At 57.4% G+C, this 23,949-nt stretch carries 21 protein-coding genes; 9 read left to right on the forward strand and 12 right to left on the reverse strand.

Annotation, left to right across the window (positions count from 1 at the left end):
- The first annotated feature begins 17 nt into the window (after positions 1-17).
- From VQ830_RS11940 to VQ830_RS11950, 3 genes are read left to right on the forward strand one after another with little or no spacing between them, the layout of a single operon-like run.
- Positions 18-842, forward strand: coding sequence for an ABC transporter permease (locus VQ830_RS11940; RefSeq protein WP_337268395.1), 825 nt, complete (start codon positions 18-20; stop codon positions 840-842).
- Positions 843-2,051 (forward strand): amidohydrolase/deacetylase family metallohydrolase, encoded by a 1,209-nt coding sequence (locus VQ830_RS11945; RefSeq protein ID WP_337268323.1) that lies wholly within the window; start codon positions 843-845, stop codon positions 2,049-2,051.
- Between the two features lie 33 nt (positions 2,052-2,084).
- On the forward strand, positions 2,085-2,579 hold the full coding sequence (locus tag VQ830_RS11950) for a RidA family protein (protein ID WP_337268324.1): 495 nt from the start codon (positions 2,085-2,087) through the stop codon (positions 2,577-2,579).
- Between the two features lie 8 nt (positions 2,580-2,587).
- Here the strand turns inward: VQ830_RS11950 and VQ830_RS11955 are convergent, their stop codons facing one another.
- Positions 2,588-3,325, reverse strand: a complete 738-nt coding sequence (locus tag VQ830_RS11955; RefSeq protein ID WP_337268396.1) for an IclR family transcriptional regulator — start codon at positions 3,323-3,325, stop codon at positions 2,588-2,590.
- A 195-nt stretch (positions 3,326-3,520) separates the two neighbouring features.
- Here VQ830_RS11955 and VQ830_RS11960 point away from each other — a divergent pair, with 195 nt between their 5' ends.
- Together VQ830_RS11960 and VQ830_RS11965 are read left to right on the forward strand one after the other, a co-directional pair.
- The gene (locus tag VQ830_RS11960; protein WP_337268325.1) at positions 3,521-4,717 is read left to right on the forward strand and encodes an aminotransferase class V-fold PLP-dependent enzyme; all 1,197 of its coding nucleotides are present in this window, start codon (positions 3,521-3,523) and stop codon (positions 4,715-4,717) included.
- Positions 4,718-4,742: 25 nt separating this feature from the next.
- Positions 4,743-6,575, forward strand: coding sequence for an ABC transporter ATP-binding protein (locus VQ830_RS11965; RefSeq protein ID WP_337268326.1), 1,833 nt, complete (start codon positions 4,743-4,745; stop codon positions 6,573-6,575).
- 20 nt (positions 6,576-6,595) lie between these two features.
- On the opposite strand, the gene VQ830_RS11970 is transcribed toward VQ830_RS11965, so the two are convergent.
- From VQ830_RS11970 to VQ830_RS12000, 7 genes are all read right to left on the reverse strand, one after another.
- Positions 6,596-7,654, reverse strand: a complete 1,059-nt coding sequence (locus VQ830_RS11970; protein WP_337268327.1) for an ABC transporter ATP-binding protein — start codon at positions 7,652-7,654, stop codon at positions 6,596-6,598.
- A gap of 103 nt (positions 7,655-7,757) precedes the next feature.
- Positions 7,758-8,702 carry an SIS domain-containing protein gene (locus VQ830_RS11975; protein ID WP_337268328.1) on the reverse strand — a complete coding sequence of 315 codons (945 nt, stop codon included), beginning with the start codon at positions 8,700-8,702 and terminating at the stop codon, positions 7,758-7,760.
- Positions 8,703-8,715: 13 nt separating this feature from the next.
- Positions 8,716-9,567 carry a carbohydrate ABC transporter permease gene (locus tag VQ830_RS11980; RefSeq protein ID WP_337268329.1) on the reverse strand — a complete coding sequence of 284 codons (852 nt, stop codon included), beginning with the start codon at positions 9,565-9,567 and terminating at the stop codon, positions 8,716-8,718.
- Entirely contained in the window at positions 9,567-10,469 is a 903-nt protein-coding gene (locus VQ830_RS11985; protein WP_337268330.1) for a carbohydrate ABC transporter permease, read from the reverse strand. Before VQ830_RS11985 ends, VQ830_RS11980 begins: the two co-directional genes overlap by 1 nt.
- A complete protein-coding gene (locus VQ830_RS11990) occupies positions 10,469-11,719 on the reverse strand; it encodes an extracellular solute-binding protein (protein ID WP_337268331.1) in 1,251 nt (416 codons plus the stop codon). The genes VQ830_RS11985 and VQ830_RS11990 overlap by 1 nt, the downstream gene beginning before the upstream one ends.
- 1 nt (position 11,720) lies before the next feature.
- Complete coding sequence (locus tag VQ830_RS11995) at positions 11,721-12,677, reverse strand: N-acetylglucosamine kinase (protein WP_337268332.1); 957 nt, start codon at positions 12,675-12,677, stop codon at positions 11,721-11,723.
- Positions 12,674-13,459: a DeoR/GlpR family DNA-binding transcription regulator gene (locus VQ830_RS12000; RefSeq protein ID WP_337268333.1), complete on the reverse strand. Its 786-nt coding sequence runs from the start codon at positions 13,457-13,459 to the stop codon at positions 12,674-12,676. Before VQ830_RS12000 ends, VQ830_RS11995 begins: the two co-directional genes overlap by 4 nt.
- A gap of 140 nt (positions 13,460-13,599) precedes the next feature.
- Between VQ830_RS12000 and VQ830_RS12005 the strand changes: the two genes are divergently transcribed.
- Positions 13,600-14,874 (forward strand): D-tagatose-bisphosphate aldolase, class II, non-catalytic subunit, encoded by a 1,275-nt coding sequence (locus VQ830_RS12005; protein ID WP_337268334.1) that lies wholly within the window; start codon positions 13,600-13,602, stop codon positions 14,872-14,874.
- Positions 14,875-14,929: 55 nt separating this feature from the next.
- Here the strand turns inward: VQ830_RS12005 and VQ830_RS12010 are convergent, their stop codons facing one another.
- Complete coding sequence (locus VQ830_RS12010; protein WP_337268335.1) at positions 14,930-15,238, reverse strand: hypothetical protein; 309 nt, start codon at positions 15,236-15,238, stop codon at positions 14,930-14,932.
- A 338-nt stretch (positions 15,239-15,576) separates the two neighbouring features.
- Here VQ830_RS12010 and VQ830_RS12015 point away from each other — a divergent pair, with 338 nt between their 5' ends.
- The 3 genes from VQ830_RS12015 (at position 15,577) to VQ830_RS12025 (ending at position 20,432) form a co-directional block, all read left to right on the forward strand.
- Complete coding sequence (locus tag VQ830_RS12015; protein WP_337268336.1) at positions 15,577-17,319, forward strand: putative bifunctional diguanylate cyclase/phosphodiesterase; 1,743 nt, start codon at positions 15,577-15,579, stop codon at positions 17,317-17,319.
- 240 nt (positions 17,320-17,559) lie between these two features.
- Complete coding sequence (locus VQ830_RS12020) at positions 17,560-19,902, forward strand: methyl-accepting chemotaxis protein (protein WP_337268397.1); 2,343 nt, start codon at positions 17,560-17,562, stop codon at positions 19,900-19,902.
- Positions 19,903-20,240: 338 nt separating this feature from the next.
- Positions 20,241-20,432, forward strand: a complete 192-nt coding sequence (locus tag VQ830_RS12025; protein ID WP_337268337.1) for a CsbD family protein — start codon at positions 20,241-20,243, stop codon at positions 20,430-20,432.
- Positions 20,433-20,526: 94 nt separating this feature from the next.
- Here VQ830_RS12025 and solA read toward each other — a convergent pair whose 3' ends face one another.
- The 3 genes from solA to VQ830_RS12040 are packed head-to-tail and all read right to left on the reverse strand — an operon-like array spanning position 20,527 to position 23,940.
- A complete protein-coding gene (gene solA, locus VQ830_RS12030) occupies positions 20,527-21,666 on the reverse strand; it encodes an N-methyl-L-tryptophan oxidase (protein ID WP_337268338.1) in 1,140 nt (379 codons plus the stop codon).
- Positions 21,650-23,167: an HAL/PAL/TAL family ammonia-lyase gene (locus VQ830_RS12035; RefSeq protein WP_337268339.1), complete on the reverse strand. Its 1,518-nt coding sequence runs from the start codon at positions 23,165-23,167 to the stop codon at positions 21,650-21,652. Before VQ830_RS12035 ends, solA begins: the two co-directional genes overlap by 17 nt.
- Positions 23,164-23,940: an ABC transporter ATP-binding protein gene (locus VQ830_RS12040; protein ID WP_337268340.1), complete on the reverse strand. Its 777-nt coding sequence runs from the start codon at positions 23,938-23,940 to the stop codon at positions 23,164-23,166. Before VQ830_RS12040 ends, VQ830_RS12035 begins: the two co-directional genes overlap by 4 nt.
- Between the last annotated feature and the right edge of the window lie 9 nt (positions 23,941-23,949).

The raw sequence follows: 23,949 nt of genomic DNA on the forward strand, positions 1-23,949 counted from the left end.
ATAATGCCGGCCGCCGAATGCTGATGGGTCTTTTGTCGCGCAAGACGGTTGCGATTGGACTGACAATTCTCGTGGTATTCGCACTTGTTGCTCTTTTGGCACCGCTGATCGCGCCTTATTCGCCATCCAAGCTATCAATCGTAAACCGGCTCAAGCCACCAAGCTGGACCCACTGGTTCGGCACCGACGAATTCGGCCGCGACGTTCTATCCCGCACGATCTTTGCCGGGCGGCTTTCTTTGACTATCGGGGCATCCGTCGTGGTGATTTCGGCACTGATCGGCGTCAGCCTGGGCTTGCTCGCCGGCTTCTTCCGTCATCTCGATGCACCGATCGCTCGATTGATCGATGCGATGATGGCGTTTCCCGATATCCTGCTGGCTATTGCGTTGGTCGCCGCGCTCGGTCCTTCGCTTGCCACCGTCATCGCAGCACTGTCGATCGTCTATTCGCCGCGTCTTGCCCGGATTGTGCGGGCGTCGACGCTCGTCATCCGCGAGCTTCCCTATGTGGAGGCAGCGCAGGCACTCGGCATCTCGACGTTCCACATCATGGTCAGGCACGTGCTGCGTAATCTGCTTTCGCCAATCCTGGTGCAGGCGACCTTTCTCTTTGCGAGCGCCATGTTGGCAGAAGCGGGACTTTCCTTCCTGGGCCTCGGTGTCAGCCCCGATATTCCGACTTGGGGCACGATGATCGCCAGCGGCCGGCAATATATCGGCCAGGCTGACTGGATGACCTACTTCCCGGGGCTGGCCATCATTCTCTCCGTGCTTTCCCTGCAGATGGTCGGCGACGGCCTGAGGGACATGCTCGATCCGCGACTTCGAAAGGACCTTTAAATGGATGCGCAAACCGCCGGAACACCTTTGGTCATCGCCAATGTCAAGCCCATTGCCTTCGGAGACGCCACTGCCACCGGCCAAATCGACATACTTATCGATGCCGAGGGACGAGTGGCAGCGACAGGCCCATCGCTGCCAGTGCCGGAAGGAGCGCGCCGTATCGATGGCGGCGGTTCCTGGATCTCGCCTGGCTGGGTCGATCTTCACGTCCATATCTGGCACGGCGGCACGGATATCTCGCTCAGGCCGTCAGACTGCGGCGCCGAACGCGGTGTCACGACGCTTGTCGATGCGGGTTCGGCCGGCGAGGCAAATTTCCATGGCTTTCGCCAATATATCATTGAGCCATCACGCGAGCGCATCAAAGCATTCCTGAACCTGGGATCGATTGGCCTCGTCGCGTGCAACCGCGTGCCGGAGCTGCGCGACATCAAGGACATCGATCTCGACCGCATCCTGCAGTGCTACGCCGATAACAGTGAGCACATCGTCGGGCTCAAAGTGCGTGCCAGCCATGTGATCACCGGCTCCTGGGGTGTTACCCCCGTCAAGCTCGGCAAGAAAATCGCCAAGATCCTCAAGTTGCCGATGATGGTGCACGTGGGTGAACCACCTGCCCTTTATGACGAGGTGCTGGAAATCCTAGGTCCGGGTGACGTGGTCACGCATTGCTTCAACGGCAAGGCGGGATCAAGTATTCTGGAGGATGAGGATCTTTTCGCATTGGCGGAACGATGTGCTGCAAACGGTATCCGACTTGATATCGGCCACGGCGGCGCTTCCTTCTCATTCAAGGTGGCAGAAGCAGCCATCGCACGCGGTTTGCTGCCCTTCTCCATTTCCACAGACCTGCACGATCACTCCATGAATTTCCCGGTCTGGGACCTTGCCACGACCATGTCCAAGCTGCTGTCGGTCGGCATGCCCTTCGAAAAGGTGATCGATGCCGTGACGCACGCGCCCGCCTCAGTTATCCGGCTGGATACACGCGACCGGTTGAACGTCGGTACGCGCGCCGACTTCACGCTCTTCGACCTTGTGGACGGCGAGCTTGAGGCAACAGACTCCAATGGCGACGTATCGATACTCAAGCGCCTGTTCGAGCCGCGCTATGCGGTGATTGGCACGGAGGCCATCACAGCCAGCCGCTATGTGCCTCGTGCGCGCAAGCTTGTTCGCCACAGCCACGGCTATTCCTGGCGTTGATAATACGCCTAATCGCCCTCACAGGAGACGACCTTGACGACCTTAACTGCAACTAGCGCCGGAGAAAGTTCAGCTTATGAGCGCCTCGCGACGCTCGGCATCGAACTTCCTGCGGCACCGCCTCCCGTCGCCAATTTCGTGACCCATGTGCGCGAGGGCGATATTCTATACCTATCCGGACAAGGCCCGCGCGAGGCCGACGGGACGCTGCATGCCGGCAAAGTTGGCGACACCGTAGATATCGAGGCTGCTTATCAGCACGCACGGCTCGTCGGCATCAATCTGCTTGCCGTGATGCATGAAGCGCTGGGGGACCTTTCGCGCGTGAAACGCGTGCTGAAACTCTTCGGAATGGTCAATGCGGTGCCGAATTTCGAGGATCATCCTCAAGTCATCAACGGCTGTTCCGATCTTTTCATCGAGGTCTTCGGAGAGGGCGGCCGTCATGCGCGCTCGGCCGTCGGTTTCGGCTCACTCCCCGGCAATATCACCGTCGAGATCGAGGCAATCGTCTCATTGAAGGATTGACAATGGCCTTAGCGATCGCGCCATCCCATCAGAGCTTCGATCCGCGCCGCGCTGGCACGAACCTGTTCGCTGTATCGCCCTTCATCGGACATGACCTTCTGCTCGGGAAGAACGATCGATATCGTGGCAACGCAAGCACCGTCGCGATTGCAGATCGGGGAAGCGATGCAGGCGACGGCGTAATCGGATTCAGCCACCTGAATCGAAAGACGCTCGGAAAATGCCTTGCCAGCAGCGTCAGACAGTTCCCGTGGATCAACAACCGCACGGCCGGTTGGAGAAGTGCGGGCACAGCGCGCAAAAAGTTCAAGACGCTCCTCCGCCGGCAAATGGCCGACCAACAGGCGGCCCGATGCCGTCCAGTTCAATGGAACACGCGTGCCTACCCGCGAGGCAACCTGATAATGGCTCGGTCCATCAGCCATCGCCAGCACCAGCATGTGGTCGCCGTCACGGCCGCACACCTGTACCGTTTCACCCGCTTGACGGCAGAGGTCGTGCATTTCGTGGGTCGCAACACTCATGAAGTCGAGCGAGCGAGCATAGGCGAGACCATAATGATAGAGCCGCGGGCCAAGCCAGATCGCGCCGTCAGCCGTGCGCGTCAGCATGTTCTTTTCCACGAGATCGTCGACGGTGACATAAACAGTGGAGAGCGGAGCTTTCACCGCTTTAGCAATGGCATAGGCGCCTGCCGGAGAGCCGAGTTCGTAAAGGTAATCAAGGATCTGCAGGGCGCGGTCCATGCCGCTGACACGCGAGCGACGCGCGGCAGGCAACGCATTGTCCTCCGCCAGCGTTGCCTGCGCCAAGCGGGCTGCCGATGATCGTTCTGCACTCAAACCAATGCTCCTCGTGCCTATCGGGGTCGTTATTATATTATTATGGCATAGCTGTCGATCTAGTTCATGGCTTGCCGTCCAGCTTTGTGGAGACCGACGATGACTGAAGACCTACGCATCCGGCTCGGGCTAAGGCCTGTAATTAACGTTTCCGGCACGATGACGAGCCTCGGCGCGTCCATCGTCGTGCCGGAAGCTGTCACGGCGATGGCAGATATCCTGCCGCAATTTGTCGAGATCAATGACCTGCAGCGCAAGGCAAGTGCTGTTATCGCACGCCTGACGGGTGGCGAGGCTGGTTTTGTCACCGCCTCTTGCTCCTCCGGCATCAGCCTGGCCGTCGCCGGCTGCATCACGGGACCCGATCTTCTGGCCATTGAGCGGCTGCCGGAAACCGCCTCGACCCGCAATGAGGTCGTTCTTCAGATGGGTCATATCGTCAGCTACGGCGCACCGGTGGATCAGGGGATCCGTCTGGCAGGCGGCAAGGTCGTTGTGGTTGGTCAGGCGACCTCGACCCATCGATACCATATGGAAAATGCGATCACGGACCGGACGGCCGCTGCCGTCTATGTCGTTTCACACCATGTTGTGGATTACGGCCTTCTCAACCTGAAGGAATTTGTCGAGATTGCCCATGCCAAGGGTGTGCCGGTCATTGTCGACGCGGCGTCCGAATATGATCTGCGACTGTTCCTGTCTCAAGGTGCAGACATCGTGCTTTACTCCGGCCACAAGTTCCTCGGCGGGCCGACCTCAGGGATCGTCGCCGGTCGCAAGGACCTCGTCCGCAACGCCTTTCTCCAAAACATGGGGATCGGACGCGGAATGAAGGTCGGCAAGGAAAGTATTTACGGCGTGATGGCCGCTCTTGAGGCCTGGGAAAAGCGCGATCATGCCGCCGTACGAGAGCGGGAGACGTCCTATCTTGAGCTGTGGCATAAGGCGCTGGACGGGCGGCCAGGCGTGACGGCCCTGATCGAGCCTGACCCAACGAACAATCCATTGGATCGCATGCGGGTCATTATTCATCCTGCCGAAGCCCACATTACAGCCTGGGATCTGGCTGCGCGGCTACGGAACGGTGCTCCACCGATTATCGTGCGCGATCATGAAGTCGAACATCATTATTTCTACCTCGATCCCTGCAACCTGCATCCAGGTCAGGAACGTATCGTTGCGGAGCGGCTGATAGAGGAACTCGACAAGGCGCGCGCCTCCAACGAAATTATCGCAACTCCCTTCGAAGATCTGAGCCGGCACCGCTTCGACGGCGCACTGCGCTGGCCGGACTGAGTTTAGATAAAGAGGAACGGACGGTATGAACGAGACGGGCAAACTGGAACAAGTGGAGCGCGATCCGGTTCTATCGGTTCGCTCGCTGACCACGTCCTTCCGCAATGGAAAGACTTTGGTGCCGGTGGTGCGCAATCTCTCCTTTTCGGTGGGCCAGAGCGAGACGGTTGCGATCGTAGGGGAAAGCGGATCGGGGAAAAGCGTCACCTCGCTGTCGATCATGCGGCTCCTGCAGCCGGAATTCAGCCGCATCGAGGGTGAGATCCTGCTCAGCGGACGAAACCTTCTTTCGCTGTCCGAGAACGAGATGCGCGAGGTGCGCGGCAACGAAATCGCGATGATCTTCCAGGATCCGATGACGAGCCTCAATCCCCTTTTCACGATCGGCGACCAGATTTCGGAAGCCATGCGCTGCCATAGGCCAATGTCGCAACGCGAGGCCAGGCTCGAGACGATCCGGCTTCTGGAGAAGGTTCGAATCCCCTCGGCATCGGCGCGGTTCGACGAATATCCACACCGCTTTTCAGGCGGCATGCGTCAGCGCGTGATGATTGCCATGGCGCTTGCCTCACGCCCCAAACTCTTGATTGCCGACGAACCGACGACGGCACTCGACGTAACGATACAGGGCCAAATCCTTGATCTTATCAAAATGCTGCAGGAAGAAGAGAAAACCTCTGTCCTGTTCATCACCCATGATATGGGCGTCGTTGCCGAGATATCTGACCGCACCGTCGTGATGTATCGCGGCGAAGCGGTTGAGACTGGCGCCACAGCCGATATCTTCCATCGGGGACGACATCCTTATACCCGTGCTCTTTTGTCCGCCGTTCCCGTCCTGGGGTCCATGCAAAGCTACAGTCAACCCCTGCGCTTCCCTGTCGTGGATATGGCAACGGGAGAGGCCAAGGCTCCTGTCGAGACACCCACAACCGTCCAGGCGGAACGACCTGTTCTGGAAGTTGCGGGCCTGACGAAACGGTTCGAGATTTTTTCGGGGCCACTCGGGCGGCTGACCGGCAGGGTCCATGCGGTCGAAAATGTTTCTTTTGATTTGCGCAGGGGTGAAACGCTTTCCCTCGTCGGCGAATCCGGGTGTGGCAAGTCGACGACGGGGCGCGCCATCATGCGCCTGATCGAGCCGGACGGCGGCTCGGTCAAGGTGGAGGGTCGCGAAGTTCTCGGACTTGGAAAGGCCGAGCTGAGGGCGATGCGCCGCACTGTGCAAATGATCTTTCAGGATCCGTTCGCTTCGCTAAATCCACGCCTTCGAGTCGGCGAAGCGATTGCCGAGCCCTTTCTTGAGCACCGCCTTGGAACCTCGAAAGAGGCTGCGGCGATGGTCGCCGATATGCTGATCCGTGTCGGGCTATCGCCTGACATGGCGCGCCGGTACCCGCACGAATTCTCCGGCGGCCAGCGTCAGCGAATTTGTATCGCCCGCGCCCTGGCCCTAAAACCTAAGATGATCGTCGCCGATGAAAGCGTGTCGGCTCTCGACGTTTCCATCAAGGCGCAGGTCATTAACCTTCTGCTCGACCTGCAGCAAAGTCTTGATCTGGCCTTTCTCTTCATCAGCCACGACATGGCTGTGGTGGAGCGTGTCAGTCACCGTGTCGCGGTAATGTATCTGGGCGAAATTGTTGAGATCGGTCCAAGAGCCGAAGTATTCGGCAATCCTCAGCACGCCTATACACGCCGGTTATTGTCCGCAGTACCCGTGCCAGACCCCGACCGTCGACGCGAAAGGCTCACGGCCGCCGTTGAGGAACTGAAGAGCCCTATCCGCCCGCCGAACTTTGCCGCACCGGTTCGTGAATATCGTACTGTCGGCCCTGATCATCTGGTCGCGGTCTAGCAAAACCGCATGACCTCTTTCTAATCATCAATGCGGGCACCTGTAGTCGCGCTGAAGAGATGGGTCTTATCGGCTTTTGCTCTGAGGCAAATGGTTTGTCCGCGGACAATATGGGGCCGGTCTGTGAACAGCGCGGTGACCTGAAGGCCGTTCGCGTCGCCGATCACGAATGTGGCGTGGCCAGTGCTTTCAACCGCGGTTACCCGCATGGACATGACGCCGGGCGATACTTCGGATACGAGATCCAAATGCTCCGGACGAATGCCCCAAAGAACAGGGCCGGAGATGTGAGGTGCGGTAGCAACCTCCAGCGATTTGCCAATTCGCACTCTTCCCGCCCGAGCCTCGCCGGTAAGGAGGTTCATCGCCGGAGAGCCGATGAAACCTGCGACAAAAGCATTGGCAGGCCGATCGTAGAGATCGAGTGGTGCGCCTGCCTGTTCCAGCCTGCCGGCCCGCAAGACGACAATCCGGTCCGCCATCGTCATCGCTTCGACTTGGTCGTGTGTGACGAATATGGAGGTTGAGCCAAGGCGATCGTGAAGTGCACGAATTTCGGCGCGCATCTGTACGCGAAGCGCTGCATCAAGATTTGAGAGCGGCTCGTCGAACAGGAAAACCGCCGGCTGGCGGACGATCGCGCGCCCCATCGCAACGCGCTGGCGCTGACCGCCAGACAGGTGCTTTGGCAAGCGATCGAGATATTCGCTGAGGCCAAGTATCCTGGCAGCCTCATTCACCCGCGCAACCGTTTCTGACTGGGGAGCGTTGCGCAGCTTCATCGAAAAGGCCATGTTGTCGCGCACCGTCATATGCGGATAGAGCGCATAGTTCTGGAATACCATGGCAAGGTCCCGGTCCTTCGGTTCGACATCGTTGACGATCCTGCGACCGATGGAGATGGTTCCCTCGCTGATCTCCTCCAGACCTGCCACCATACGGAGTAAGGTCGATTTTCCGCAGCCCGACGGTCCGACCAGCGCCACGAACTCGCCATCCGCCACGTCAAAGCTGACGCCGTGCATGACCTTGGCCGTGCCATAGGCTTTTTCGACCATGTTCAGGGATACTTGTGCCATGACGCCCTCTTGCGGATTGGCAGCCGGCCGCCATGCTGACACCGGCCTGCGATATGAGTTTTGCCGGGCCAACAGTCAGGCCCGGCGAGGTTGAAACGAAAATTCAGCCGAGAATGACAACCTTGCTTAAATGGCGGGGGGCGGCCGTATCGACGCCTTTCTGGTTTGCGACGCGCTCGCCGATGATCTGCAAGGCGGGAAGCACTTCCAGCGCGCGTGCGGCACCGGTCTGCGACAGAGAGATTTCAAGGTCGCCTGGCCCGCCGAGACCGATGACTTTTGCACCCTTTTTACGGACATCCTCCGCGACCAATGCCTCTTCCTGCACCGTGTCTTGCGAATAGAGAATGACCACTACGGATTTGTCATCAATCAGGCTGATAGGCCCATGGCGGTATTCGAGAGGGTGGAACGCTTGGCTATAGGTAATCGACATCTCCTGAAGCTTCAGGCAGCCCTCGGTCGCCATACCGTAAAGGGCGCCGCCTCCAAGATAGACGTAATGAGTCCTGCCCCGGATCAATGGCACGCATCCTTCCGCCGCTGCGAGCGCCGCCTTTGCCTCGTCAACGGATCCAAGCACAGTGCCCGCCATGCGAAGACCGGCAATCAACATCAACGATGCCGACACCGTCATGACGATGCCTTCTTCCTTATGCGTCGGCAAATAGACCGCGACATCTGCAGCCCTTAGAATTGGCGTATCTGCTTCGCAGGAAATCGCGATGGTTCGTAGGCCGGCCTTGCGGGAAGCGTCCATGGCCTGAATAGTTTCGGTCGTCGTGCCGGAGCGGGAGAGCCCGATCACGGTCACATCGCTTCGATCAGCAAGATAATCTTCCATCCGGCGCGCCCATTCGGCGCCCGGTACCGCAATCGCATTCCGGCCATTGTGGTTGAAAGCAGCTGCGACCGTCTGCGCAAGATAAAAGGATGTTCCGCACCCTGTTACGATTATGGTTTTTCCCTCCACCTCTGGGAGCGGCTGCGCTAAGGCCTTATCCCAGAAGGGAAACTGTTCGCGGATGACTTTTTCGGTAAGGTTCATGGGATAATATCCTTTACTTGCTCGCGCCGGCCATCAGGCCCTGGACGAGGAACCGGTTGAGGAAGATCACCAACAGCACGGGAGGAACGATGGCGATGACGCCAGCAGCGTTCATCAGGCCATAGTCCACATAATTGCGGGTGACGAATTCCGGGATGAGAACGGTCAGCGGCTTAGTGCTGAGCGTCGGCGAAAAGACCAACGGAACCATGAACTGGCCCCAGGCCGAGAGGAACGTGAGAAGAGCCGTCGCCATGAGGCCCGGACCGGCCAACGGCAGTACGATCCTGACCAAGGTATAAAGCTTGGAGGCGCCATCGAGCCAAGCTGCTTCTTCGAGTGATAGCGGCATCGACTGGTAGACGCTCCGCATCAGCCATAGCGCCAGGGGCAAGAAGGCCGAAACATAAATGAGCGTGATCCCGAGGTAGGTATCAACGAGGCCTGCGGCAATCATGATGCGGTAAAGCGGGATCATGACGGTGTAGGCTGGCACACCTAGCGTTGCGACGATGAGAACAAAGAAGAAGTCTCGGCCCGGAAACCGCAGCCTTACGAAAGCCCAAGCGCCAAATGCAGCGATGATCACCGTCGCGAGCGTTGCTACCAGCGAGGTGACGACACTGTTGAGGAAGGCGCGCGAAAATTGCGGCCAAACAGATTGAACCTCATTCCCCTGGCTTGTCGAGGTGGCACCGAAAAGTTTGGCGTAATGCTCGAACGTCACGCTTTCCGGCCAAAGCCTCAGATGATCACTGACGAGCGCATTGGGCGGCGTGAGCGAGGTGGCAAGCGCCCAATAAACGGGGCCAAGCGACCAAAGCAGCAACACCGTCGCCGCGACATAGAATCCGACGCGGCGCATCAATCGAACCTCGTCTCTTTATAGACCCGCAAAACATAGATGGCGGACACCATCAGTGACGCGATCATTGCCAAAATCGACAGAGCCATACCGAGCGAAAATTTCATGTTCTGGAAGGCGGACATATAGACCTGCACCATGACGCTGCGCGTGCCGATGGAACTGCCGTTAAGGATCCAGGCCTCATCGAAGAGGTTGAACGCAAAAACGGTAGACTGGCTGAGGGCAATCGCAAGGCCGCTCGAAATCAACGGCAGGGTAATCATCTTGAATTGCTTCCACGACGATGCGCCGTCCAAACGAGCGGCTTCGTAGAGATTGGTCGGAATGGACTGCAGTGACGCGAGAAGAATGATCGCCGTCAGCGGCAGCATGCGCCAGGCATGAACCACGGCGACCAGGAAGAGGCCCGTCATTCGATCGTTGAACCAGACGTGATTCTCGGCAATCAGACCGACAGCCTTCAATAGTCCATTCAGTAGACCGTAGCTTGGATTGTAAATCCAGAGCCAGATGATGGCGTTCACAACAGGTGGCAGGCACCAGGGTAGGATGACGGCGGCGAGCAGCCAGCGGCGTCCGACCCTCGCCTTGTTGAGCACGAGCGCTGCACCAAGACCGCCAAGAGTTTCGATGGCTACGGCTATGACAACATAGATGAAGGTGTTCATCCAGCTTGTCAGTACATTGTCGTCAACCATCAGGTTGGCATAGTTGCGCAGGCCCACAAAGGGCATACCCGGCTTCATCGGTTCGACCCGATAGAAGCTCTCGATCACGGTGAAGATCAAGGGCAGGATTACCAGGGCGCCCATGATCAAAATGATAGGAAGAGAGAGGCCGAGGCCGAGCCGCGCCTCCCTGTTCAGGAAAGCGCGCTTCTTTTGGAAGCTTTGCGCCATTACTGTTGAGCCTCTTTCGCAGCCTCGGCAATTGCCTTTAGCGCATCGTCGATCGAGACCTGACCCTTTGCCGCAGCATTTAAATTCGTCGCAACGGCTGCCGAAAATTCTGGATACCAGCCGGGCGTTCCTGACGGAAAGAGCGGCTCAACCAAGCCAGCCTGGGCGATCAGCATATCGCCCTGCTGAAGCTTGCCATCCTTGTTCAGCTTTTGAAGAACCGACAAGCGCGTCGGCAGATTGCCGAGCTTCAGGTAATTGTCCTCCATGGTCTCTGTATCGAGCATCCAGTTGATAAATGCATGCGCCGCTTCCTTGTCCTTGGCGGAGACGGGAACGCCGAGTGCACCGGGCAAGCCGATGGTGCGGGATTTTCCACTTACGTTGGGGATCAAGGCGGCAGCGGCATCTGCGGCCACCTGTGACTTCGTGGCGTCGGAATAGACGGCTAGGTTGCCCGCCCAACCGGCAACGTCGAACGTGATCTTGCCAGACTTGAAGAGTTCCTGGATTTCAACATCCTTGAGCGATGTAGATGCCGGATCGATCAAGCCGTCTTTCAGCGCCTGCACTTCGAAAGCCATCGCCTTGTAGCCACCGCTATCCTTTTCGGTGAACAGCGGCTTCATATCCTTGTCGAAAAGATCGCCGCCAAAGGCTTTCGTGAGCAGATACCAGGCGGTCGCCGAACCCTCCGTTGCCGAAAGCGGCAGACCGATCGGATACTGAACGCCGGCCTTTTCCTTCACGGCCTTTGCATCAGCCAGAAGTTCGTCTGGTGTCTTCGGGGCGGCAGAAATACCGGCCTTTGCCAAATGCGCCTTGTTGTAGATGAGAATACGAAAATCGTTGTTGTAGGGCACGCCGATCAGCTTGCCATCAAATGTAAAGATCGATGTCGTCGGCAGATCCTTCTTGAGGTCGTCGCTCAAAACGCCCGAGAGATCGTCATACCAGTTAGCACTACCGAATTGGCCAACCCAGGACCAGTCCATTTCCGTCGCTGAAGCAGGCGCCGTATTTGCCATCATCGACGTGACGATCTTGGTTCGGATTTCGTCCCAGCCAAGTGTCTGCACGTCGAGCGTGCCTTTGGTTTTTGCGGTGAACTTATCGGTCATTTCCTTGGGCAGCGTGACCCAGGGCGGCAGCAGAACCGACAGTGGCTCGGCTGCAAATGCGGAGAATGGAAGAATGGCCGCGCCCAGTCCCAGCACTGCGGCGGCAGACAACAGTATACGACGTTTCATGTTATTTTATCTCCTGTTGCGGTGAATGGTCTTCGAGATGTGTGGCAAGCGTCTTCAGAAAATGATCGGTAAGAGGTTGTCCGGAATGCACGGCTGCCCGCCATAGAGCACCGCCAATCGGTGGGAGCTTGGGCTTAAGAGGAGCGCCGGCAAGCCGCGCTGCCTCAGCCAAGATGAGAGAGGATCGAAACACGCCGCCCGCGTAGGACCAGGCAAGATTTGGATCGGCGAGCGCGTGACGGGCCGCCGTGACATGCTCCACGAGCCGTTCGGCTGCGGCCTTCAGAAGCCCTTTCGCCGGTCCGTTACCTTGATTGCTCAGTGCAGAAACGGTTCTGGCGAGCGCGGCATGGGCAGCGCGGTGATCTGGTCGATGAAAGGCCCAATCCATCAGGCCGTCCGCCGACACACCGCAGGCTTCCAGCATGCTGTCAGCAAACACCCTACCCTCGCCCGATAGATCGATTAGCCGTCCATCCAACACGCGAGTGGCCAGCGAAAGTGCTTCGCGCCCGATCCAGAAGGCGGACCCCTCATCGCCAAAGACCTCGCCCCACCCGCCATACCTGGAGCTGAGACCGCCCCGCTTTGCCCATGCCATGCTGCCCGTTCCTGCAAGCAGCAGTATGCCATCGCTACCGGCGAAGGCACCGTCACAGGCGACCTCGACATCGTTCAGAACGAGATGCGGGATCGCGAAATGAGACCTCGCAACGCTCTGTTGAAGAGCTGAAATATCGTCAATCTCGCCATGACAAGACAGCCCGAGCACTGCAGCTGCAAATATTTGGCCGTCGCCGAAAGCAGAGACGACCCTCCCAAGCTCTTCAATCCAGCCTTCGCCGGCCATTGGATCAAGGCCAGGACCATGCCAGAAGTCAAGGACTCGACCATCGAGATCGGCCACCGCGGCGATCGTCTTGCTGCCCCCTGAATCCAGGCCGAAGATCAGGCTCATGCAGCGGCCGCCTGCGGAATTTCGGCACGACGCAGACGCAGCCCGAACCCGGCAATGCGTTCAGCCCATTCGGGTGACAAGCCCTCATCCGTTATCAACGTCTGAACATCGGTGATTGAGGCGACCCGATATGTGAGACGCTGACCGAATTTGCTGGCGTCAGCGAGCAGGATGCGTTGCTCCGCACGCGCGATCATGACCGAGTTGAGCCGTGCCTCGTTTTCGTCGACAGAACTCATCGCCCCATCTTCGGCGATCGCGCCGGCACCGAGGAACAACTGGCGAAACCAGAGCCTCTCCAACATCTCCTCAGCGAGGGGGCCGACGACAGAGGAATTTTCCTTGCGCAATTGACCGCCGAGGAGGGTCACCTTCACCCCTTCCACATCGATCAGCATCTGCGCTGCGGGCAGGCAATTCGTGAAGACGTTGAGCGGCAAAGGGTTGACGCGGATGCGGCGGGCGAGCTGGAGGACGGTCGTACCAGAGTCGAGAAAGATCGAGCTTCCCGGCTGCAGCATCTCATAAGCGAGATCACCAATAGCACGCTTAGCAAGAATTGCTGCGGCTTCGCGCTGTTCGAAAGCCACTTCGACCTCAAACTGATCAGCCAGTCGCGCGCCGCCGTGGGTTCGCACGACGACACCCATTTCCTCGAGCTCGGCAAGATCGCGCCTTAGCGTCGGAATAGACGCGCCAACGGCCTGCGCGATCGCTGCAATCGCAGAGGAACCGTTCGAAAACAGGAATTGTCGGATGGCTTGAGCACGGTCTGGTTTCATGGCGAAAAGGGAGGGCTCCAACTATCAATGCGTTCAATGCAGGCAAAGATTTTCCCATAATTGGATCATTGTCAATCATGTTTATGATCGTTATTGATCGTTTTCAGATTTTTCCGCCACGCTGCCCTAGGAGGTGAACCATGCCGACAAATTTGCTTCGCTCCCTCCCCAATCTTCACCGGGCCGGCAGACATATGGGAATCACCTCTGTGTGCTCGGCACATCCGCAGGTCATTCGCGCAGCCCTCATGCTTGGAAAGGAGTTGGACAGAGACGTCCTGATCGAAGCGACCTGCAACCAGGTCAATCAGGATGGCGGCTATACGGGGATGACGCCGCACACCTTCCGCATCTTTGTTGAGGGAATTGCCGCCGAGATTGGCTATGATACCCGCCGCCTGATCCTCGGAGGCGATCATCTCGGACCAAATCCGTGGAAGCATCTTTCGGCAGAAAAAGCGCTCAAAAAAGCAGAGGTAATGGTTGCAGCCTATGCGGCAGCCGGCTTTGAGAAAATTCATCTGGATTGTTCCATGGGCTGCGCTAACGAGCCGTTAGCGCTCAACGACGAAGCGACCGCAAGCCGCGCCGCCCGGCTCGCCGCCATTGCCGAGACCGAAGCAATAAAAGAGCCGGTCTATGTGATTGGAACCGAGGTTCCGGTTCCAGGTGGCGCTCTTGAGGAAGTCGAACATCTTGAGATCACGTCCCCGCTATCGGCCAAGGCCACGGTTGATGTTCACCGGCGCGCCTTCGCTGCCAAGGGGCTAGAAAAGGCCTTCGAGCGCGCTGTTGGGCTGGTGGTGCAGCCCGGCGTTGAATTCGGCAATCAGAACGTGGTTTCCTACAAGCCCGAGAGTGCCAGCGACCTGTCGGCGAGCCTTGACGAGCTTCCTGGTTTCGTGTTCGAGGCTCATTCGACGGATTATCAAACGCCAGCAGGTCTTCGCGCGTTGGTCCGCGACGGCTTCTCGATCCTGAAGGTCGGCCCAGGGCTGACCTTCGCGGTGCGCGAGGCGCTCTACGGCCTTGACGCTATCGCCGCCGAACTTGATGGCGAACCGCTTTCCCTCAAGCCGACGATGGAGGCGCTCATGCTTAGCCAACCGGACCATTGGGCCAAATACTATCCTGGTTCCGCAGCCGAACAGGCACTACAACGCCACTACAGCTATTCAGACCGAGTTCGATATTATTGGACAACGTCCGAGGCCCAGGCCGCAGTCGCGTCCTTAATGGCTAGGCTCGGAAGCCAGTCGCTTCCGGAAACTCTTATAAGCCAGTTCCTGGGTGCGGCATGGCCAGAAGTACGGGAGGGCAGGACCGCACCCACGGCCGAGGCTCTTGCGAGAACAGCAATAAGTCGCGTTCTTCGTAATTATGCCGACGCCTGCAGTCCAGCGGACGATGCCTGAACACGAGCATCAAGACCATATTCGTCCGGCTGGACGCCTTCGCGTGTTTCGGCGTTTAATTGGATTGAAAATAGTGAGTGCAATTTTCTAATTTTCGGGCGGAAACAGCGTTTGACCTTGTTTCCTCTATCTGAAGCGTGGATTGAAGACGCCGGAAGTCCCGCCAGATCGAGGCGACAAACGCAGCTCTCGCGATCGGCAGATCGATGATCTGCTCGACTTTCTTGATCAAGTTTGCGCTCGCGCTTTTAAGCTGGGTGGAGCTGCTTGGATCTTCATAAATTGCAATTGCGATAGCATAAATCTGACGCACCGATTTGGCGGTAAGTGCCGTCTTGAGATACGCCGAATAACTTTGTCCCATCATTCACTCCTTGCCAGCCACGGTGGTAACGCGAAACCTCACGAAAATCATGACGCGAAGGACTTTCTTGGTTAATGAACTGTTAATCTGCGGGATGAAGGCCAAGTTGATCATGATGGGGAACCACTGCCGCAGCAGATATCCCGCTCCACCAGCGCGATCCCTGCAAAACCAGTCATGCCATTGGGATCGTCTTCTCAGGCTGTGGCGTCGATTGAGTGGCACAGATGCAAACCCTGACGAGGTCGGATGCCTTTTCGAAGGTAATACAGTGACGCCGGTATTTTCAGCCTTTCCTAATCAAGTCTCGGCATAATCTCCCGTTGGGGGGAGTGAAGATGGATAGCAAGCTGCAATGGGCTCACAATCAGGTCGATGAACTTGTACTGCAGCTCGAAGTCGCCCTGGATGCCTCCGGGATTGGCCTATGGCATCATAATATCGCACGCAATCAGACGCGTTGGGACGAGCGGCTGCGAGAGCTATACGGCGTAGGAAAAGCGCAACTGGATATTGCGTGGTTGGAAAGTCTTCATCCTGACGACCGCGACAACGCGAACGAAATATTCGAGAGAGCGATTGCAACCAAGAGCGATTATGCAGCACAGTTCCGTATCGTCCTGTCGAGCGGTGAGATCAGACATATTCGCTCGCGCGCAAAGTTCTTTGTCGATGGTGCGGGCGAAGAATGCTTCATCGGCGCGGAATGGGATATCACGGAGGACGTCGAGCGAAACGAGTTGCTCGCTCAGGAGCGTGAAACGGCAGAGCGAAGCAGGGCAGAGGCAAAACGAGCAGCGGAAGAAGATCATCTCACCGGTCTGCCGAACCGAAGGGCATTCGATGCTGTCTATTCAACACTGTTGAGGGCAGCGAAAGGCCACGCAGCGCTGTGTCACATCGATGTCGATCACTTCAAGGAGGTCAATGATCGCTTTGGTCACGTGGGCGGCGACATCGTTCTCCAGAATGTCGCCGCGATTCTCTCAAGTGCCTTGAAGCGAGGTGAGATCGCCGCACGGCTTGGTGGCGACGAATTTGCTATTCTCATTCCCAATGGCGATGAGCACCGGGCTCAAGAAATCATGCGGCAGGTTCGAAAAAAACTGTCCACACCCATGATGATCAACGGTGACGCTTATACTATCGGTATATCGACCGGAATTGCTTGCGCCGACGGAAACAAGATTTCTTCCCTTTTAGCATCATCTGACGTTGCTCTCTACGAGGCCAAGAATAAGAGCAGGAATAGGGACGAGGTCTTCACGCCTGCATTGGCTGCCAGACTTCATGGCGAAAAACTTATGCTGAAAGAGCTGCGCCGCGCGATCGGTCATGGCGAGATCGTACCTCACTATCAGGTACAAGTTCGCGCCGATGATTTCTCAATTTGTGGGCTTGAGGCGCTCGCGCGGTGGGAAACCCCGGGGGCTATCCGCCTACCAAGCGATTTCTTGCCGCTGGCGTCGGCGAACGGGCTGATAGAAGAGATCGACGATGCGATTTTAAGACGTGTTGTCTTTGATATACAGCGCTGGACGTTGATAGGTCTCAAAGTACCCCGGATCTCGGTCAACCTTTCTGCATCGCGTTTGGCAGCGCGGCACCTTGCTGACACACTTCATTCAGTTCCCGTCATGGAAGGTCAGCTCAGCTTCGAACTGCTCGAGACCATCTTTCTTGACACGCTTAGCGACCAGATCAGGGCAAACATTAACAGCATCAGAAGTCGCGGCATCGAGATCGAAATCGATGATCTAGGATCAGGCCATGCATCGCTTCTGGGCCTTCTCGAGCTTCGCCCCGACCGCGTGAAGATCGACCGCCAACTCGTTTTGCCCGTCTTGGAAAACCCGACCCAGCGTAGCCTGATAAGATCGCTCATTGACATCGCCAAGGCTCTCAACATGAAGGTGGTTGCAGAAGGCGTAGAGACACTGGATCATGCCCATGTGCTGACCGCCCTAGGAGCAGACGTACTGCAAGGCTATGCCTTCGGCCGTCCCGAGCCCGCCGCCAAGGTCGTTGCGCGCCTTGGAGCTCAAGGCAACGGCTCAACAAAGCAAGACTTGCCAGTTTAACCATGGGAACGTCAGGACGCCCAGCCTCCTGACGATCGTCGACGAAGGGTCAGTTCCGAGAGGCCGGCGCTTAGGAAACGGGCCCGGTCGCGCGCGAACCAGCAATCTTTACTTAACATAATATTCAAATGTCTAAGATACTCGTTCTTGTGAGGTGTGCATCATGCTGCACCTGGCTGCGCCATGACGACGTAGTACGAATGTCCTTGCGTGCTGATCTTACCTTCCCAAGGCTTGTCGATGTTTGCCTTCTTTTCTCGCTCGATCGCAGCTAAGCTGCTTCTTGTAACGGGCCTGTCTATCGGGCTCGTGCTGTTTCTATCAAACCTCGTGCTCATCTCGCAAACCCGCAACCGGGTCCAATCGCTGACCATGGAGCAATCCAATGCGGAGGCTAAGGCTATTGCGCGCGAGATTGCCGGAGACGTCGGCGAACTGGCTAGCGCAGCCCGCACGATGGCGGGTGTCATTGGTCGTGCGCATGAAGGCAAGTCGCTTGACCGCGCAGGGATTACCAATGTTCTGAGAGCGAATCTCGAGCAGAACCCTTTCGCATTCGGAAGCTGGATGGCCGAAGAGCCTGCCGCGATCGACGGGCGAAAAGATGAAGTCAAAGGTCAGGCCAATCTCGGCGCGAATGCGGATGGAGTCTTCACACCCTATTGGTCGAAGGACCGGAACGGTGCGATCCAATACTCAACATTCGCGGCCAAATACGACGCGGAATGGTATGCGCTTGCTGCCAAAAGCGGCAAAGGCGCCATCACGGCTCCCTACCTTGCCGAGGGAACCGATGTCCCGACAACAATGAGCTCGATTGCTTATCCTGTTATGTCAGGAGGCAAGATGATCGGGGTAAGCGGGGTGGACATCTCCCTTCGTTCTCTCTCCGATAAGCTGAAGGCATTGAAGCCGTTTGGAACCGGAAGAGTGCTTCTCGTCGCACAAGGCGGCCAATGGCTCGTTGCGCCGAAAGACGACCAGCTCATGAAGCCTTATCAGGCTGAAGGTGCTGACGACGTCAAATCCGCTCTATCGACAGGCAAGAGCGCTCTGCTGGAGAACCTGAAGACGGACACTGGCGAAGGCTTCAGCCGTCTGCTCTATCCATTTGCCGTTCCTGGCGTCAATACGACCTGGGCCGTGATCATCGATATCCCGAGCACCGCGATCAGTGCGCCGGTCACCGAGCAGACAAAGATGATGATCCTGGGGGGTGTCATTGTTCTGGGCGCGGTGATGATCTCGCTTTTCCTCGCCGTCCGCGGCTTGGCACAGCGTCCGCTGCATCGTCTGGTTGGCGACGTCGAGCGGATGTCCAAGGGTGACTATGGCAATGATGTCTCGAACCAAGAACGTCAGGACGAGATCGGCATGGTGGCCAAAGCTCTGGAAGGTTTCCGCCACCGACTAGCCGACAGCCATTCGATTGCCGCCGAAGCCGACGCACAGCGCAATGCGGCCGAGGGCGAACGGCGCCGAAGCGAAGCCGAACGCAATCAATCGGCTGTCGTGCAGCAGCATGTGGTCTCCGCTCTCGGCGGAGGCTTGGCTCAGCTGTCGCAGGGCAACCTGACTTATCGCATCCTTGACGATTTCCCTGGCGAATATGCAGCGATCAAGCGGGACTTCAACAACGCCGTCGAAAGCCTCGAACAAGCGATCGCGTCCGTGAATGGCAGCGTCGTCAATATCGCAGCTGGAACGGGAGAGATCTCTGAAAGCGCCGCCGATCTTGCAAAGCGGACGGAAACCCAGGCAGCCAGCCTTGAAGAAACCGCTGCGGCCCTGAACGAACTGACCGAGCAGGTGAATGCAAGCGCCGAGAATGCGGGCGCTGCGGCGAATGCCGTTTCAATTGCGGTGTCGGATGCAGAAAAATCAGGCGGCGTCGTTCAAAAGGCGGTGGCCTCCATGCACGGTATCGAGCAATCCTCACAGGAAATTTCCAGAATTATTGGCGTGATCGACGAGATTGCCTTCCAGACCAACCTGCTTGCTCTGAATGCAGGCGTGGAAGCGGCGCGCGCTGGCGAAGCCGGCAAGGGCTTTGCTGTCGTCGCGCAAGAAGTGCGTGAGCTTGCACAGCGTTCGGCTAATGCAGCCAAAGAGATCAAGGCTCTAATCAACGCCTCGGCCACTCAGGTTCAAGATGGCGTGACATTGGTTGGTGAAGCCGGGAAGTCACTGGATAAAATTGCTCAGCAAGTCATGCAAATCAACGGATTAATCCGTCAGATTTCGACGTCGGCAAGCGAGCAGGCGTCCGGCCTGAAGGAAGTCAACATCGCCGTCAATCAGATGGACCAGGTCACCCAGCAAAATGCGGCGATGGTAGAAGAAACAACCGCCGCCAGCATGTCGCTGCGCAGCGAGTCGGACACCTTGCGAAGCCTTGTTGCAAGGTTCCAGGTCGCTGGCGCTGTGGGCCCCGGATCTGCTTTGAGGGCGACGGCCAAGACGATGCGCGCGGCAGCAGCCGAGCCTATGGCACAAGCCCGCGCCCCGGCACCCTCGCCTGCGCCCCGAAAGGCAGTCAGCGGCGGATCGGCGACCAAAGCAGACAGCTGGGAAGAATTTTGAATGAGAGCGAGCTGTTTCACAGCAGCGCCTATGAACAAAATCTAATATCTTCCATTCGGCGCAGTCACTGCGCCGAATTGCATCGTATAGTAGATGCAATGGCCGATTTTCTTCCTGGCATTGATAAGTTTTTACTCGAATTCATTGGCTAAGAGCTCGATGACGCGGACGGATGAGAATAAATGAAGCTTAAAAGTTTTGGCTACATGGAACGAAAAGCCAGCTAGAGCCTTTCTTGGTGTATCGGCATGCCGAAGCTGATCGGAGGCGTTAGCCGGCGATAGACCGGACAGTCTCTCGATGATTCGCATGTCATAATACACCAAGGAGGTACTATTATGAGTTCAGTTTCTGATAAGATCGCAGGCAAGGCAAACGAACTGACCGGCAAGGCCAAGCAGGCCATCGGCAAAGCAACCGACAATCCTGACATGGAAGCCCGCGGCGCCGCGCAGGAAGCAAAAGGCGACGCTCAGCAGGCCAAAGGTAAAGTCAAGGATGCCGTCAAGGGCATCGTAGACAAGGCATAAAATGCCGCTGTTGCGTGAGGCAGGCGCTTTAGGCTGACCTCGGTAGATTTGAGAGCCCGTCTTGTTAGGCGGGCTTTTCTATGTGAGAGATTGTTCAAGCGCCGAAATGTCGGTGGAAGGAAAATAAAGATCGTGGAAGCTGGGTCTCACCGATGAGTGCAAGATCAGCGAGGATTTCGCCAACGACGCTCATGAATTTGAAGCCGTGTCCGGAGCATGCAGATGAAATGACGACATTGTCATGGCCCGGCAGGAAATCGATGAGAAAGTCCTCAGACGGAAGCATGGTATAGCGGCAGGTCGTTTCTCGCACACGATGAGAGGCTACCCCCAGAAGGCGTCTGACAGCAAAATCATCGAGAAGCGCTCTGTCTTTCTCGTTGACGGGTGGATTGGGCTTTTCCGGATCGATCGGCTCCATGAAATGCGCGTGGCGGCCGATCTTAACCCCATCAGCGCCAAGTGCCGGAAAGCCGAAGTAGGATCCACCGTTTCCCTCATCTCTCAGGAAACACGGCATCCGGCCGACTTGCGCGACGAAGCCATCCTGCGGCTGATACCACGCGACCACCTGCCTAATTGGCATGGCATATGGGCGCAGTGCGGGAACAAGGTCGGCAACCCAAGCTCCTGTTGCAACGATTATTTTTCTGGCGCGGTAGCGCGCCGTCGACGACACGATCGAAACGCCTCGAGCATCAGGTTCCAATGCCGTGACACGTTCCCCAAAATGTAATTCGGCGCCATGTGCGGCAGCAATCTTCAACGCGCCCATGACCGCAGCTTCTGGCTTCAGATAGCCGCCTTGCGGGTCAAGGACGGCAACCTCACCCTCATCGAGCTTAAATGCAGGAAAGCGTCTCTCCGTTTCCGTCTTGTCAAGACGCTCATAAGGCAATCCATGCAGTTTGCAGGATGCCTCAGTTCCGCTAACAATCTTACTGTCTGCCTTGCCGATCTGCAAAACGCCGGCGACGAAAAGCAAGTCGGTCCTCAGTGCAGCCTCCCAGGCGCGCCAATTTTGATAGGCTCTCTGAAGCAACGGCACATAAGACGGGTCTTCAAAGTAACCAAGTCTGATCAAGCGGCTATCGCCATGCGAGGAGCTCAGCGCATGTGCAGGAAAGTGCGTCTCGATACCGAGAACGCGCGCGCCTCTTGCAGCAAGAAATGCGGCAGCGGCACTGCCCATGGCGCCAAGGCCGACGATCGCAACATCATATTCTATGGTCATTGTTACTTTTCCCAGCATCTGCTGGTCGATCAGTCGCGAGCAGCTTTGATAGCATCTTTATATCCTCGGCAAGTGGCCGATTGTCACGATAGGTGGATACCGTCTGACGCACCATCTGATAGAGAACGTCGGTGCCTGATGCCCGTGTGCCTTGATGAGCCAGATAGTCATGCGCCTGGGCGGCAGCCATCAACTCGATCGCCAAGATCGATTCTGCATTATCGATGATGGACAGCAGCTTGAGCGCGGCGGCGGTCGGGTGCGCCAGAAAGTCCTCTTGTAATGCCGAAGTAATGCCGCCATCGGTCGAGGCTGGCGCTGCCAGCCGCCGGTTCTCGTTGCTCAACGCGGCAGCGGTATATTGCGCGATCATAAAGCCGGATTGGCTTCCCGCATCGGAGGCGAGAAACGGCGGCAGTCCGCTGACCAGCGGATTCACCAGACGGTCCATACGCCGCTCGCTCATAGCCGCAACCTGTGAAACAGCAATTGCGAGCGCATCGGCGGCCTGAGCGAGCGCTGGAGCGACAGCATGCGCTTCCGATGAAACGACCGGATTGTCTTTCGTGCCGGAAACCACCGGATTATCAGTAACGGAAGCAAGCTCTTGATCGACAACCGTTCCGCAACGTTCGAAGATATCCCAGGCCGCGCCGTGCGTATGAGGCACAGCCCGCAAGCTAAGAGCATCCTGCGTACGCCGGCCAGACGCCGCCGCAATCAATGCGCTGCCTTGAAGTCTCGCTCTGAGCTTTTCCCCGACCTTCGCGATTCCCGCAGAATGTCGCAAGGCAAGCACATCTTCGGCAAATGCGGTCATCTGACAGCCGACGGCCTCCAGGGTGAGGGCAGCCACAGCGTCGGCCCAGTCCAGCAGCCGTTCGACGCGATAAAGACCAATCGAACTCAAGCCGGTTGCACAGGCCGTACCGTTCACCAGACTAAGGCCTTCCTTTGCCTGAAGAACGATTGGTGAAACTCCAATTGCATTTAATGCGTCGCGTCCGGTTCTGCGCTGTCCATCGACGAAGGCATGGCCTTCGCCGATCAAGACCAGTGCCGTATGCGCATTATGTGTAAGGTAGCCGGCAGACCCTTTTGCAGGGACCTCCGGAATACAGTCCCGGGCAATCAACGTCGTGAGAAGACGGACCACCTCCGAGCGAACCCCGGAATAACCATGGCAGAAGTTGGTAATCTGCGCGGCTATAATGGCGCGCACCTCTCGTGCCTGGAGCGCAGTTCCAACGCCGCAGGCATGACTGAGAATGATATTACGCGACAGCCTGCTTTGTGACGGACGATCCACGATCGTATCGGACAAAGCGCCAACTCCGGTGTTGATGCCGTAGGCGCGGATGCCTTGTTCGATGATGGCTTCGACCACTTCACGCGCGTGTTCGACCCTCTCAAGCGCCTTATCACTTAATGTGGGGCTTTCTCCAGCGCCGATGCGCGCAATTTCCCGCCAGGTCGTTGCATTGCCAAGGACAACCGTCATTGGCCGCTACCAAAATGGCCAATAAACTGCCTGAAGAGAGGAGATGTGTGGGTGGAGAACATCTCATCCGGAGTGCCACTGCTTTCGATCAAGCCTTCGCGCATGAAGATGACGCGGTTTGACACGTTTCGGGCAAAGCTCATTTCGTGCGTGACGACCAACATCGTCATGCCTTCCTGCGCGAGGGCACGCATGACCCTCAAAACCTCTCCGACGAGTTCCGGATCAAGCGCCGATGTTGGCTCGTCAAAGAGCATGACCTTCGGCTTCATCGCCAGTGCTCTTGCAATGGCGGCGCGCTGTTGCTGGCCACCGGACAAATGTGCGGGATAGGCATGCCGCTTATCCGCGATGCCTACCTTTTCCAGAAGGGCCTCCGCTTCCGCAATGCATTCGGTCTTGGGCCGCTTCAGCACATGCACAGGCCCCTCGATGATGTTCTGTAGGATCGTCATATGCGACCACAGATTGAAGCTCTGGAAGACCATGCCGAGTTCAGAGCGAATGCGATCGACCTGCTTTTGGCTTTCTGGGTTGCTGCGCCCCTTCTTCTTGGTCATCCGGATCTGTTCGCCATCGACCCAGATTTCCCCCTCCGTGGCAGTCTCCAGAAGGTTGATGCAACGCAGGAAGGTCGATTTGCCCGACCCCGACGCACCAAGCAGCGAGATCACATCGCCGTCGCGAGCGTCGAGTGAAATGCCCCGCAGGACTTCATGCGTGCCAAACGTCTTTCGGATATTACGCACTGAAAGGCGAACGTCATCTGACATCGGAAAACC

Source organism: Oryzifoliimicrobium ureilyticum, from assembly GCF_037199735.1.
In the GTDB taxonomy this organism is placed as follows: domain Bacteria; phylum Pseudomonadota; class Alphaproteobacteria; order Rhizobiales; family Rhizobiaceae; genus Rhizobium; species Rhizobium ureilyticus.

Coding starts and splice junctions, on each gene's coding strand:
- VQ830_RS12015 (WP_337268336.1), top strand. CDS start 15,577: ATGGATAGCAAGCTGCAATGGGCTCACAATCAGGTCGATGAACTTGTA.
- VQ830_RS11995 (WP_337268332.1), bottom strand. CDS start 12,677: ATGAGCCTGATCTTCGGCCTGGATTCAGGGGGCAGCAAGACGATCGCC.
- VQ830_RS11975 (WP_337268328.1), bottom strand. CDS start 8,702: ATGAACCTTACCGAAAAAGTCATCCGCGAACAGTTTCCCTTCTGGGAT.
- VQ830_RS11960 (WP_337268325.1), top strand. CDS start 3,521: ATGACTGAAGACCTACGCATCCGGCTCGGGCTAAGGCCTGTAATTAAC.
- VQ830_RS11985 (WP_337268330.1), bottom strand. CDS start 10,469: ATGGCGCAAAGCTTCCAAAAGAAGCGCGCTTTCCTGAACAGGGAGGCG.
- solA (WP_337268338.1), bottom strand. CDS start 21,666: ATGACCATAGAATATGATGTTGCGATCGTCGGCCTTGGCGCCATGGGC.
- VQ830_RS12010 (WP_337268335.1), bottom strand. CDS start 15,238: ATGGGACAAAGTTATTCGGCGTATCTCAAGACGGCACTTACCGCCAAA.
- VQ830_RS11970 (WP_337268327.1), bottom strand. CDS start 7,654: ATGGCACAAGTATCCCTGAACATGGTCGAAAAAGCCTATGGCACGGCC.
- VQ830_RS12040 (WP_337268340.1), bottom strand. CDS start 23,940: ATGTCAGATGACGTTCGCCTTTCAGTGCGTAATATCCGAAAGACGTTT.
- VQ830_RS12025 (WP_337268337.1), top strand. CDS start 20,241: ATGAGTTCAGTTTCTGATAAGATCGCAGGCAAGGCAAACGAACTGACC.
- VQ830_RS11945 (WP_337268323.1), top strand. CDS start 843: ATGGATGCGCAAACCGCCGGAACACCTTTGGTCATCGCCAATGTCAAG.
- VQ830_RS11990 (WP_337268331.1), bottom strand. CDS start 11,719: ATGAAACGTCGTATACTGTTGTCTGCCGCCGCAGTGCTGGGACTGGGC.
- VQ830_RS12035 (WP_337268339.1), bottom strand. CDS start 23,167: ATGACGGTTGTCCTTGGCAATGCAACGACCTGGCGGGAAATTGCGCGC.
- VQ830_RS12000 (WP_337268333.1), bottom strand. CDS start 13,459: ATGAAACCAGACCGTGCTCAAGCCATCCGACAATTCCTGTTTTCGAAC.
- VQ830_RS12005 (WP_337268334.1), top strand. CDS start 13,600: ATGCCGACAAATTTGCTTCGCTCCCTCCCCAATCTTCACCGGGCCGGC.
- VQ830_RS11980 (WP_337268329.1), bottom strand. CDS start 9,567: ATGCGCCGCGTCGGATTCTATGTCGCGGCGACGGTGTTGCTGCTTTGG.
- VQ830_RS12020 (WP_337268397.1), top strand. CDS start 17,560: ATGTTTGCCTTCTTTTCTCGCTCGATCGCAGCTAAGCTGCTTCTTGTA.
- VQ830_RS11965 (WP_337268326.1), top strand. CDS start 4,743: ATGAACGAGACGGGCAAACTGGAACAAGTGGAGCGCGATCCGGTTCTA.
- VQ830_RS11940 (WP_337268395.1), top strand. CDS start 18: ATGCTGATGGGTCTTTTGTCGCGCAAGACGGTTGCGATTGGACTGACA.
- VQ830_RS11955 (WP_337268396.1), bottom strand. CDS start 3,325: ATGGACCGCGCCCTGCAGATCCTTGATTACCTTTACGAACTCGGCTCT.